Origin of the sequence: uncultured Roseibium sp., assembly GCF_947494555.1 — a bacterium.
GTDB lineage: Bacteria > Pseudomonadota > Alphaproteobacteria > Rhizobiales > Stappiaceae > Roseibium.
This window is the reverse complement of the sequence record NZ_CANLVF010000005.1, coordinates 75296-88418: the sequence shown is the minus strand read 5'-3', so window position 1 is coordinate 88418 and position 13123 is coordinate 75296. Positions and strand designations below refer to the sequence as shown.

The window sequence follows — 13123 nt, the reverse complement described above, 5'->3', positions numbered from 1 at the left end:
CAGCGGAACCGAGGGGACAGAAAAATGCGCAAGTGGATCCGGGAACTCACCTACGATGCCACGTTCTGGCTGGTCCTGGTCTTTATTTCGGCTTCGGCCATCGCCGCCTATGTACTTGCCGTTGACTTCGGACAAAAGGCACGAACCGCTGACCTGGCCGCTGCGGCGCGGGCACAGTCGGAGCTGCTGACGGCCGCACGGTCATTCTATTCCCGCGAAGTGATCGACAAGCTCTATTCGTCACAGGACGTGTCTGTAAGCCACGACTACCACGGCAAGGAGCTGACCATCCCGGCACCGGTCTCCATGACACTTGCGCTCGAGGACGAGTTGAAAGCGCAGGGCGCCAGCAGCGCAATCCGGATGTTGTCGAACCATCCATGGCCATGGCGCAAGGAAAGGGAACTGGACGAATTCGAACAGGAAGCGCTGGTAGCAATCGAAAAAACGCCGGAGACGCCTTATCAGCGCCTTGAACACCGGGAGGAAGGAACTTTCTTTCGAAGTGCGACGGCCGTTCGCATGGAGGAAAGCTGCGTCGCTTGCCACAACACGCATCCTGAGTCGCCCAAGACGGTCTGGGAAGTGGGCGACATCAGGGGAATACAGGAGGTCGTCATTCCGGCCAGCGCCCTTTACGGCACAGGCTTCACCTCGATCAACAATCTGATCTTCATGCTTGCGGTCGCATTCGCGGCCGCACTGGCGCTTACATTCGTTCTTTCCCTGCAGCGGCAGCGCGCGATGACGCGACTTGCAGGCCTGGCAGAGGCTGAGCGCGAAAAGAACGATGCGTTGGTGAAGGCGACGACGCGCGCCGAGGCGGGAGAGGCGCAGGTCAGCGCGATCCTCGACACGATGCTTGACGGTGTTCTGACCATCTCTCCCAAAGGTGAAATTCTGAGCGCCACCAGGACGGCGCAGATGATGTTCGGTGCCGAACGCGCAGAGGATCTGGTCGGACGTCTCATATCTGATTTTCTGACTGAAACCGGAAACGAGAACCTGCCGTTTGAGTGTTTTCCCGGAACCACGAACGCGATTGAAACAGCTGGAAAACGGCTTGAAGTGGTCGGCGTAAGGCTGAACGGGGAGGAATACCCCGTGGAGATGTCCCTGTCGGAGGTCGTCGTTGACGGATCTGCGTCCTATACGGCGATTTTCAGGGATCTTACGGACGAAAAAGCCGCCGCCGCGAAAGTGAAGCAGGCTGAAACCCGCCTGGTCGATGCCATTGAGTCGCTGCCGGACGGATTTGTCCTTTATGACGCCGATGACCGGCTGGTTCTGTGCAACAGCAAATACAAAGAGTTCTACAGCTCAAGCGCTGACCTCATTCAGCCGGGCGTCAAGTTCGAAGACATCATTCGTAACGGCGCGATGCGCGGCCAGTATCAGGTGCCTGAGGGCATTCTGGAAGATTGGGTCGCGCTGCGCATGGAGCATCACCAAAATCCTGGTGCGCCGATGGAGCAGCATCTCGATGACGGGCGCTGGCTGCGCGTGATTGAAACGCGCACCAGCGAAGGCGGCCTTGTCGGTTTCCGCGTCGACATCACGGAACTCAAGAACCGTGAGGCGGAGCTGCGCCGGAACGAGGACCTTCTGCGTAACGTTGTCGATGCCTCGTTCGACGGTGTGATCGTGATGAATGGGGACGGCATCGTGCTTGATTTCAGCCCGGCTGCAGTCGATGTCTTCGGTTGGAACGCCAGCGAAATCATCGGCGAAAAAATGTCCGATTTCATTATCCCGGACAAGTACCGTCAGGCGCACGACGACGGGCTCGCCAATTTCCTCAAGACAGGTGAGGGGCCGGTCCTTGGCAAGAGGATCGAGATCGAAGGTCAGCACAAGGACGGTCACGAGATCATCGTCGAACTGGCCATCCGGCACACCAAGGGGGCGGAGGGGCCGCTGTTCCTTGGTTATGTGCGCGACATCACCGAACGCAAGGCGGCAGATGCTGCGTTGAGAGACGCCAAGGAAAAGGCGGAAGCTGCCAACGAGGCGAAAGCGAAATTCCTGGCGATGATGAGCCACGAGATCAGAACGCCCATGAATGGTGTTCTGGGAATTCTCAGCCTGCTGCGGGACACCGAGCTGAACCCGGCGCAGGCGGACTACGTCAAGACCGCACGCGAATCCGGACGCTCCCTGCTTGAGCTGATCAACGACATCCTGGACTTTTCGAAGCTTGAAGCAGGTCGCATGGAACTTGATCCGGCGCCATTCCGGCTGAAATCATTGGTGAAGAGCGTTGTCGACCTGTTCATGCCGATTGCCCAGGACCAGGGGCTTCAGCTCCTGATGAAGTATCCCTCCAGTCTGCCGCAAAACGTGATCGGCGATGCGGGCAGACTGAGGCAGGTGATCCTCAACCTGGTATCGAATGCGGTCAAATTCACTGAGATCGGTTTTGTCGAGATTTCGGTCGATATCGAAAAGGAGGATCCGCTCGAACCGACCTTCCGGTTTTCCGTCAAGGACTCAGGCATCGGTATCCCGGAGGACAAGCACGAAGCGCTCTTTGGCGACTTTGTCACGATCGATACCAGTTACACCAAAAAGCAGGGCGGGACCGGTCTCGGGCTGGCTATCTGCAAGCAGATTGCGCACTTGATGGGCGGCGAGGTGCTGGTTGAGAGCGAGGAAGACGTTGGCAGCACTTTTGTATTTGTCGTGCCCATAAAACTGTCGGAGGAGCAGTCGCTTCTTCCTGAGGACGAGCGGGACGACATTTCGGCGGAGCTACCGGAAAACCTTATTGTCCTGCTCGCCGAAGACAATGCGACCAACCAGATTGTTGTCAGCCATGCGCTGCAAAGTGCAGGCTGCGATATCGATATCGCAAACAACGGCAAGGAGGCTGTTCAGGCGGCCTCGAAACGCGACTATGACTGCATCTTGATGGATATTTCGATGCCGGAGATGGACGGGATCGAAGCAACGCAGCGCATCCGGCGCGGACAAAGAAATCTCGAGACGCCGATTGTCGCCCTGACCGCCTATTCGCTGCGCGGTGACAAGGAACGTTTCCTGGAATCCGGAATGACGGATTTTCTCGCTAAACCGGTCGAAAAAGAAGACCTTCTTGCCTGCATTGCCAAAAACGTCCACCGTCAGGCCACCATCCCGGATGTGGAAAAGGCGGCAGCGGAAGGCGAAACTCTCGCGGCGGCGCGGGAAATCCTTCACACCATGCCAGACGAGCTGAAACAAAAACTGCTTCAACAGTTTATGGATGACACCGTCAAACGGCGCCGTGCGGCCCTAGAGGCCGTTGAAGCGGGCGATCCGAACCAGCTGGAGCGTGCAACACACGCCCTGAAGAGTGTTGCCGGTACATTTGGTGCCATCGAGCTGGCAACGATCGCAACCACGGTCAACACACTGGTTCGGGACGACAAGATGACCGCGGCCATGGGCAAGTCTGACGAGCTTTCACGGGTTTGCGAGCAGACCCTAACCGAAGTTAAAGAATTGGCTGACGAATTAGGTGTAAAGGTACAGTTGGAAGACTAGCGACTGATCCAATACGCGGAAGGAACACACGTTGAAGGTTCTGATTGTTGAAGACGCATTGCCCCTTGCGACAGTCTATGGTCACCAGCTTTCCCGAGCAGGACTGGATTCACTTCACGTGGAAACCGGTGCGGACGCACTGAGCCGGCTGCGCAAGGGTGGGATCAGCGTGGTCCTGCTGGACTTGCAGCTTCCTGATATGAGCGGCATGGATGTTCTGGCATCCATTCGCGAGGAAAGACTTCCTGTCACAGTTGTCGTCGTCACCAGTTCCGGGTCGATCAAAACAGCGGTCGATGCAATGCAGGCCGGCGCCTATGACTTCATAGTCAAGCCGGTTGCCGAAGAGAGGCTTGTCACGACGACGCGCAACGCGCTTGAGCGTGAAACGCTGACTGAGGTCGTTGAAGAGGTCGTCAAACCGGCGCAGGGCAAGATCCAGCACGGTTTTGTCGGTTCTTCGCTGCCAATGACCGCCGTTTACAAGATGATTGAGAGCGTTGCCCGCTCCAATGCGTCTGTGTTCATTACCGGAGAAAGTGGTACCGGCAAGGAGGTCTGCGCCGAAGCGATCCATCGTTCGAGCCCGCGCGCCAAAAAACCGTTTGTGCCGCTCAATTGCGCAGCCATTCCGAAGGATCTGATCGAATCTGAAATTTTCGGCCATATCAAAGGGGCCTTTACAGGGGCGACCTCTGACAGGGACGGTGCAGCAGCCCGTGCGGACGGCGGGACACTTTTTCTGGACGAAATCTGCGAGCTGGAGCTGAACCTCCAGGCCAAGCTGCTTCGGTTCCTGCAAAGTGGAACTGTCCAGAAGGTCGGCAGCGATTCACTCAAGAAGGTGGATGTTCGTATCGTCTGCGCGACCAACAGGGATCCTCTGGAAGAAGTGGAAGCAGGAAGGTTCCGCGAGGATCTCTACTATCGTCTTCATGTGCTTCCGATCGGCCTGCCGCCGCTTCGCGCTCGCGGCACCGACGTTCTTGAACTGGCAAGACACTTCCTCGGTCAGTTTTCAGGCGAAGAGGGAAAGGATTTCGAGGAGTTTTCAGTCGAGGCGGAAGAAGCGTTGCTGGCGCATTCCTGGCCTGGAAATGTACGCGAGATGCAAAACACCATCCGCAATCTCGTCGTGCTGAATGAAGGACCCATCGTCGGATCGGATATGCTGACCACGCTTCAGGGGCGTGTGCCGGCAACACCGAGAAGCGAAGGGGCTCCGGTTGCCCGGTTAGACCCGGATGTACGAAACGCTGCGAGCGCGGCCGCACCGGTTGGTTCTGGGAACTGGCCCGCGCTGACACTGCCGCTCGGACAGTCGTTCGACACCCTTGAGCGGAAAATCATCGAGGCAACAATCGACGCCTGCGGTGGCAGCTTGCCCAAGACCGCGCGCGTCCTTGAGGTCAGCCCCTCGACCCTTTACAGGAAAAAGGAAATCTGGGCGGAGCAGGACGGACAGTCCGAAGACGCGGAAGAGGTTGCGGCGGAAACCGCCTGAACCGGCAGGCGCATTTTCGCAACCGCAGATTCAGAGGCTTGCGGCGAACAACGCTTCCGCGACACCGAAGGCTGCCATATGAGATGCCACGGGCAGGTCTCCAGCCAGGATCGACCGGCGAACGTCTTCGTGGCGCATTGAAACGACGCAGGCTTCCTCCAGATCTCCCGAGTTGGCTTGTGAAAGCTGGAAAACATGGCGCGCAAGGAAAATATGCGCCCGGGCAATACGCTGATTGCCATGCACCACGAGCGCGGGGCCGGTCGTCCAGCGGCCGCCTCCATAGCCGGTTTCCTCCAGCAGCTCCCTTCTTGCGGAAAACTCCGGGTCTTCGCCGGTCTCGATCTGGCCGCCGGGCAAGGTCAGGCAAACTTTCCCGACCCCGTGTTTGTACTGGCGCAGCAGGAGAACTTCGTCTTTTTCCGTCAATGCGTAGACTGCAGTGAAGGACGGCAAATCGATCCGATAATAGTCATCGACAATTCGCCCTTGCGGAAGGCCGACGGTCTGGCGAACGATCCGCAAATGCTGACCGGTGTCATAGACGGTATCGCTTTTGATTACAGACCAGCAAACCTGCTCATCCTCGCCTTTTGGAGCAGCCACCATGTTACGCCTCCCGCACAAGCCGCAATTGGACCGCACCCAAAGCTGGTTGCACCGGGGTCCGGCGCATTTCATAGCTGAGCAGCTGACTGACGTCGCTTGCGCCGGCAACGCTCGCCACGATGCTGGTGTCAAGAAACGCGTCGCACATCGGCTTTGCAAAACCGTTCGACGCATCAGGCGTCAGATAGGTAACCAGTCGGGCCGATTTGTGCCGCTGCAGGATGTGATCCTGAACCCGTGCCGTGGAGAAGGAGCGCGGCATGATCAGCACACTGACGTCGGTATCCTTACAGACTGTGTAGTCCGGAAAACCGCGTCGGATCATCTCGACAATCCTGTCGATTTCCCCACGTTCGCGTTCCCATGAAAGGTAAGCTTGCTTTGCCGTCCGGCTCACCCGTGTCCCCGCAAGACACACACGAAGCGTTGCAGGACCACAGTCAATCAACGGTGCCTTTTTTTCCGGATAGGCGCTTTGCAGGACAAGTTTTGCGATATGTTCGTAAAGGTCGTCGGAAAATGTGTGCTCATGACGAATGAGCAAATCGTTCTGGCTCCACATTTCCGTTCCTGCCGAGGCAAAAATGCCTTCGAACGCGCGGCGAACGCGCGACGGAACGAAATATGAGACTTCAGCATAGTTCAGGTTGGCCAGCAGATAGCACGGACGGTGGTTGGCGAATTCAACCAGATAGTCGGCGAACGCCTGGCTCATTTCGGTTCGATGCGGGTCGAAAAGCGCACTCAGGTCGAAAATGAAAACATCTTTCCGCGATGACTTCGACCTGTCTCTGACAAGTTCTGTGACCTGGCCGACTGAATTGAACTGCTCGTTGGAATACATTTTTTGGACTCCTCGCTGAATTGGCTTTCCCAAACCACAGCAAGTCACCTGCCAGTTTTTCTTGGAGCAAAAAAAAGATTATAATTCAGAGCCTTAAGTTTCCTGCAAGATGAGCTCTGGACCTAGGAGGCTGAGGATCTTTGCGAAATGGAAAGTGGGAATTCTGAATTCGGGAAGGATGTCGAAATGCGCGCGGCACATCTGTGAGGCTTTATTATTAGTCCACCGCACGCGCTCGAAGCTCCAGTCCCCTCGAGCAGCGACATATGACTGTTTGCCGAATTGCAATTGAAAACCCGAAAAACGGAAATTTCCATTTTCAATTTCGAAAAGTCTTCCAGGGGGTTGGTTTTTGGAAAAACCGTAACTTATTGAAAATTATAGATTTTTTGATTCCAGATGCATCTGGCACGCGTCTTGTTCCTGTGAAACCCAGAATGATCCTACTGGGAGTACACAGATATGAACATGATCGTCAGCCACATCGACACAGCCCGCAAAATCGACGGCGTTGACCTGAAGCTTGCCGAACAGAAGAAAGCAATCAGTGTTGTTGGCCTGGGCTATGTCGGTGCCGTGTCGCTTGCGTGCCTGAGCGATCTTGGTCACCGCGTTGTTGGAACGGATATTGACCGGGACAAGGTCGAATCCATCGCCTGGGGACAGAGCCCCATTCATGAAGACCGCCTTGGTGAGCTTCTGACCAAGGGCGTGTCGGAAGACCTTCTTCACGCAACAACCAATCTAGAGCGCGCCGTTCTGGAAACCGACGTGACCTTTGTTTCTGTTGGTACGCCGACCAGCGAAGACGGCGGATGCGATACCAGGGCGATTGAAGCCGTTGCACGTGGCATCGGCGAAGCCCTGGCCAACAAGGACGGGTTTCACATTGTCGTTCTGCGTTGTTCTGTCCCCCCGGGAACAACGCTCGACATCATGCAACCCGTCCTTGAACGTTATTCGAACAAGATCGCCGGCAAGGATTTCGGGATCTGCTTCAATCCGGAATTCCTGCGTGAAGGCACCGCGATTGCCGATTTCCACGCGCCGCCAAAGACGGTCATCGGTGTGACCGATCAGACGACCGCCGACGTGCTTGCGGAAATCTATGCCCCGGTGGACGAAAACCCGATCGTCACGAGCGTTGAAGTCGCGGAACTGGTGAAATATGTCGATAACGTCTGGCACGCGGCCAAAGTCTGTTTCGCCAATGAAGTCGGACGCTTGTGTAAGCCGATGGGCATCGACAGCCACGCGGTGATGGACATCTTCGTCCAGGATACGAAGCTCAATCTCTCGCCTTATTACCTGAAGCCCGGGTTTGCCTTTGGCGGGTCCTGCCTGCCGAAGGAAGTGCGTGCCGTCACGCATCTGGCGGAAAGGCTGGGCGTTGCGACGCCGATGATCGACGCACTGACACCGTCCAATCAGAAGCAGATCGAACAGGCAGTGGATCTTGTGCGCAAGACCGATGCGAAAAAAGTCGCCGTTCTCGGCGTTGCCTTCAAGCCCGGTACGGATGACCTGCGCGAGAGCCCGGCTCTGGAACTGATCGCTGAACTTCAGGAGGACGGCACAGAAGTGATTGCCTACGACCCGGCCATTCAACCCGGTCCGCATATTTCAAAACAGTTCGAATACATGCAGCACGCAGCGCCACACCTAAAAAAGGTGGTGGATGGCCTGGGTCAGTTCATGAAGGAAACGCCTGACGAGGCCATTCGCGAGGCCGATGTCATTGTCGTCACACAAAAACTGCCGGAGCTTCGGAGTGTGCTCAGGTCCAAACGGGAGGAGTCGGTGATCGTGGATCTTGTCCGCATTTCGGCAAAAGCCCCCATCTCGCCCCGCTACACTGGCATCGGCTGGTAGGACCCACACTCCCGTCCGCTCCCTCTCTGCCCCATCGTACCTATGGGAGGGAGCGGACATCTCAAATGGCGTTATGCCGTGAACTCACGCCAAGGTCTCTTCCAGGCGTGGGTTTTCTTCTTTTCAGTCCGAGAGAGCGCTTTGACGGAAGCGCCGGAATTGACCAGGTAGCGCCAGCTATGCGCCCGGGTGACCACGCTGAAATGTTGTTCACCGATCGGAGGGAAGACTTGTGAGATTTGCAGCGCTGTAAAAGACAGGACGGAAATCTGCGGCCAAAAGAATGAAGAGCGCAGCCATTGGACCGCGCTCTTCCAGGACGCCTTAGGTGAGGATGTCAGGCGCCGTAGATCTATGCTTCTTGTGTGTCGGCTTCAGAGGTTGCGCTCCGCATACCCGCAATCCGGTCTTCCACTGCGCGAACCACGACATAGAACACCGGTGTGAACAGCAGGCCGAAGAGCGTCACGCCGAGCATTCCGGAGAAGACCGAAGTTCCAAGTGCCTGCCGCATTTCTGCACCCGCACCCGTCGCCAGCATCAGCGGAACGACCCCGAGGATGAACGCGAGCGAGGTCATCACGATGGGCCGCAGCCGGGTCCGCGCGGCGCGCACCGCCGCATCCCAACGGTCCAGACCTTCCGTCTCCGCCTGCCTTGCGAACTCCACGATCAGGATTGCGTTTTTGGAGGCAAGGGCGACGAGAACGACAAACCCGATCTGGACCAGGATGTTGTTGTCCAGGCCGGCGAGCCAGACGCCGGTGATCGCGGACAGGAGCACCATCGGCACGATCAGGATGACAGCCAGCGGCAAGGCCAGGCTCTCATACTGGGCGGCAAGCACCAGAAAGACGAACAGGACCGCAAAACCAAACACCAGAAGTGCCGTGTCGTCAGTGTTCTTTTCCTGAAAACTCAGTTCCGTCCATTCAAAGGAGACGCCTGCCGGAAGCACCCGTTCGGCAATGGCTTCCATCTTGTCCAGGGCTTCGGCCGAAGACACACCAGGCATTGTCTGACCCTGGACCGCCGCCGCCGGATAAAGGTTGTAACGCGGCTGACGCAAGGGGCCTGTGGTGTTTTCGAACGTCGCGACGGCACCGAGGGGGACCATTGCACCATCATCGGAGCGTGTCCGAAGCCGGGCAACGTCCTCGGCGGTTTCACGGAACGAAGCGTCAGCCTGCGCGATCACGCGGTACGTGCGGCCGAACAGGTTGAAGTCGTTGACGTAGGCCGAACCGAGATAGACCTCCAGCGCTTCGTTGACGGCAGCCACGGGTACGTTCAGCATCTCGGCCCGCTCGCGGTCGATCTCGGCCCAGACGCGCGGCGTGCCGGTTGAATAGAGCGAGAACACCGCAACAAGGCCCGGATCGGCATTGGCTTCGGCCGAAAGCGCTCTTGCGGCCTGTTCCAGCGCGGCCGGACCAACGTCGCCCGTGTCCTGCAGCATCATCTTGAAACCGCCCCCGGTGCCGATGCCGCGCACAGGCGGAGGCGTGATGACGAAGATCGCAGCCTCATTGAGAGCCGCCATACGCTGGCGCGCTTCAGACAGAACCTCTTCGGCCACAATGCCTTTCTCTTCGCGTTCAGTGAACGGCGTGGTGGTGAAGAAGATCACGCCTGTGTTCGACTCCGTCGTGAACGTGGCTCCATTGAAACCTGCAAACACCGCGGCATGTTCGACACCTTCGATGTCCAGCAGTTCATCGACAGCATTGCGGACAACAGCGTCTGTACGGTCGAGCGAAGCACCTGGGGGCAGCTGAACGACGGTGATGTAATAGCCCTGATCCTGCTCGGGAATGAAACCGGACGGAACTTTGGAGAACTGGTGGTCTGTCAGGAGCAACAGTCCGCCAAAGAGGCTCAGCATGATCAGCGGTGCGCGAACCAGCCGCTTGGTCGTCGTTGCGTAACCGGAAGAAAGACGGTCAAACCCACTGTCAAACTTCGCCAGTGCCCAGACCACCGGTCTCATCAGAAGACCCGGTTTCTGAGTGCCATGCGGCCTGAGCAGAAGGCTCGCCAGGGCTGGCGACAGGGTTAGGGAGACGAACAGCGAAATCGCGGTCGCAACGGTAATCGTCACGGCAAACTGGCGATAGAATTCTCCCGAGATACCGGCAACTGCCGCGGTCGGGATGAAGACCGCCGCCAGCACCAGAGACGTTGCGATCAGAGCACCGGATACCTCTGTCATGGTCTTGCGGGCCGCTTCGCGCGGCTTCAGGCCATCGCGAATGTGCTTTTCGATGCCTTCCACAACGATGATCGCATCATCGACGACGATGCCGACGGCCAGAACAAGTCCGAACAGAGACAGGTTGTTGATCGAGTATCCGAGCGCGGACATCACCGCGAACGTGCCGACCAGGGAGACCGGGATCGCGAGGATAGGCGTTACGGCAGCACGCCATGTGCCGAGGAAAAGCAGGACCACGGCGACGACCAGCAGCACCGCCTCGATCATTGTGGCAACGACCGCATCAATCGAAGCCTGAATGAATTCGGTCGGGTTGTAGATGACGTCGTAGGCCAGACCTTCAGGGAAATCCTGGCTCAGCCGTTCAACCGTGCTCAGAACCTCTTCAGCGGTCGCAAGCGCATTCGTTCCCGGGCGTTGGTTCACGACCATCGCGACGGCAGGATTGCGGTCAAGATAGGCGCGGGTCGTGTAGTCGGCAGCACCAAGTTCGACGCGGCCGACATCGCTCAACCGAACAATACGCCCGTCATCGCCCCGCTTGACGATGACCCTTTCGAACTCCTCAGGCGATGCCAGGCGGCCTGCCGTTTGAACGGAAAGCTCGAAGGCAGAGGTGGTCGGGGTGGGCTGCTGGTTTAACAGTCCGGACGCAATCTGCGCGTTCTGGCTGCGAAGGGCCGAGAGAACCTCGCCCGGTGTCATCTCAAGCGCTGCGATGCGCTCCGGATCGAGCCAGATCCGCATGGCGTAGTCGCGCGCCCCAAAGATGGTGATGTCGCCAACGCCGCCAAGACGTGTCAGTTCATCGCGCACGCGCTGAGCGGCATTGGTGATGTAAAGATCGTCCTTGGACCCGTCCGGTGAGAACATGTGCACGACCAACAGCAGATCCGGCGATGCCTTCTGGGTAATCACGCCAAGCCGCTGGACTTCTTCCGGCAGGCGCGGTTCGGCAATGGCGACCCGGTTTTGCACCAGGACCTGAGCCGCATCGAGATCGGTACCGAGTTCAAATGTCACGGTGACTGTCAGGTTGCCGTCGCCAGTTGCCTGCGAAGACAGATACAGCATGCCTTCGACACCATTGATCTGTTGTTCGAGCGGTGTCGCCACCGTCTGCGAGATCGTTTCAGCTGAAGCGCCAGGATACTGGGCCCGAACCTGGACGGTGGGCGGCGCCACCTCCGGATATTGCGCAATCGGCAGCGTGAAGTAGCTGAGCGCGCCTACGATCGTGATAAACGCCGAAAGCACGACGGCGAAAATAGGTCTGTCTATGAAAAATTGCGGAAGTTTCATCACCTTGTCCTCACCTTGGATGCGAAGCGCGTCTAGCGCTTCGCCAGCCGAACCGTCGGCGCGTCAATCAAACGGGCGGTCACTTGTGCGCCCGGTCCAACCATGTGCAGACCGGTGACGACCACCTGTTCACCTTCCGAAAGTCCTTCAACGACACGCTCGTCTGCGTATCGGTCGCCGAGCGTGACGCTCTTGCGCGACACTGATCCCGTGTCATCAACGACCCAGACGAACTTCTCGGTTTGGTCGGAACCGATGGCACGCTCCGGGATCAGAACCCGGCTTGCGTCCTCAGCCGTTGCAAGGCGTAAACGGCCGAACATGCCGGGTGTCAGAATACCGTCCGTGTTTTCAAAAACAGCACGGCCGCGAATGGTTCCGGTCGAACGGTCGATACGATTGTCGATGAAGTCGATGGTGCCGGCATGGGCGAAGTCGCCTTCGTCGATGAGACGCACGTCAACCGGCGTCTTTCCGGCGATTTCCCTGAGCCCCGACGACGCGGAAGCACGCATATATTCAAGATACTGCTGTTCACTGGCGTCGAATACAAAATGGATCGGATCGAGGGAGACAATTGTCGTCAGTGCATCGGATGCGGTACCTGCGGCGATCAGGTTACCCGGGCTGACGAAATCGTCCGAAATCCGTCCGGTGACCGGGGCATGGATCTTCGTGAACTCGAGATCGAGATTTGCTCGCGAGACAGCGGCTTCGGCTGCTGCAATGCTTGCAGACGCGATTTCTGCCTCGTGAACCCTTTCATCGAGAACCGACTGGCTCGTGTGACCGTTTTCAATGAGCCGCTCAGCGCGTTCCAGTTCCTTCGTGGCAAGGCTGGAGGCAGCCCTGGCTTCGCTCAGCCGGGCTTCGGCTTCGGCGAGTGCCGTCTCGAAAGGGCGTGCGTCAATCGTGAACAGGAGCTCACCCTTTTCTACGACATCGCCCGGTGCGAAGTGAACTTCATCGAGATAACCCGACACACGCGCCCTGATCGAGACTTCGTCGACCGCCTCAAACCGGCCGGTGAATTCATCCCATTCCGTGATGGAACGCACCTTTGCCGCCACCACATCCACGACCGGAAGCGGGGCTTCTTGCGCCGGAGCTGACGCTTCGACGGACGCGACGAATTGCATGTCGCTGATGCGCTCTCCGGCGTACCAGGCACCGGCGCCGTAAAAGACGGCCAAGGCGACACCTGCAAAGAGTTTGCTGGACTTTGGCATTCCGATCTCCTTTCGTTGCGGGG

7 protein-coding genes are annotated in these 13123 nt (G+C 57.9%); 3 read left to right on the top strand and 4 right to left on the bottom strand.

Annotated elements, in window-relative coordinates:
* Window positions 1–24: 24 nt before the first annotated feature.
* Both Q0915_RS22880 and Q0915_RS22875 read left to right on the top strand, forming a co-directional pair.
* Window positions 25–3525, top strand: a complete 3501-nt coding sequence (locus Q0915_RS22880) for a PAS domain S-box protein (RefSeq protein WP_299479397.1) — start codon at window positions 25–27, stop codon at window positions 3523–3525.
* Window positions 3526–3556: 31 nt separating this feature from the next.
* Complete coding sequence (locus Q0915_RS22875) at window positions 3557–5029, top strand: sigma-54 dependent transcriptional regulator (RefSeq protein WP_299479394.1); 1473 nt, start codon at window positions 3557–3559, stop codon at window positions 5027–5029.
* A gap of 30 nt (window positions 5030–5059) precedes the next feature.
* Here the strand turns inward: Q0915_RS22875 and Q0915_RS22870 are convergent, their stop codons facing one another.
* Both Q0915_RS22870 and Q0915_RS22865 read right to left on the bottom strand, forming a co-directional pair.
* The gene (locus tag Q0915_RS22870; RefSeq protein WP_299479391.1) at window positions 5060–5638 is read right to left on the bottom strand and encodes an NUDIX hydrolase; all 579 of its coding nucleotides are present in this window, start codon (window positions 5636–5638) and stop codon (window positions 5060–5062) included.
* Window position 5639: 1 nt separating this feature from the next.
* Window positions 5640–6482 carry a hypothetical protein gene (locus Q0915_RS22865; RefSeq protein ID WP_299479388.1) on the bottom strand — a complete coding sequence of 281 codons (843 nt, stop codon included), beginning with the start codon at window positions 6480–6482 and terminating at the stop codon, window positions 5640–5642.
* A gap of 462 nt (window positions 6483–6944) precedes the next feature.
* On the opposite strand from Q0915_RS22865, the gene Q0915_RS22860 reads away from it, so the two are divergent.
* Window positions 6945–8354 (top strand): UDP-glucose/GDP-mannose dehydrogenase family protein, encoded by a 1410-nt coding sequence (locus Q0915_RS22860; RefSeq protein WP_299479385.1) that lies wholly within the window; start codon window positions 6945–6947, stop codon window positions 8352–8354.
* 352 nt (window positions 8355–8706) lie between these two features.
* On the opposite strand, the gene Q0915_RS22855 is transcribed toward Q0915_RS22860, so the two are convergent.
* Together Q0915_RS22855 and Q0915_RS22850 are read right to left on the bottom strand one after the other, a co-directional pair.
* Window positions 8707–11871: a multidrug efflux RND transporter permease subunit gene (locus tag Q0915_RS22855; RefSeq protein ID WP_299479382.1), complete on the bottom strand. Its 3165-nt coding sequence runs from the start codon at window positions 11869–11871 to the stop codon at window positions 8707–8709.
* A 32-nt stretch (window positions 11872–11903) separates the two neighbouring features.
* Window positions 11904–13100: an efflux RND transporter periplasmic adaptor subunit gene (locus tag Q0915_RS22850; RefSeq protein WP_299479379.1), complete on the bottom strand. Its 1197-nt coding sequence runs from the start codon at window positions 13098–13100 to the stop codon at window positions 11904–11906.
* Window positions 13101–13123: the final 23 nt, after the last annotated feature.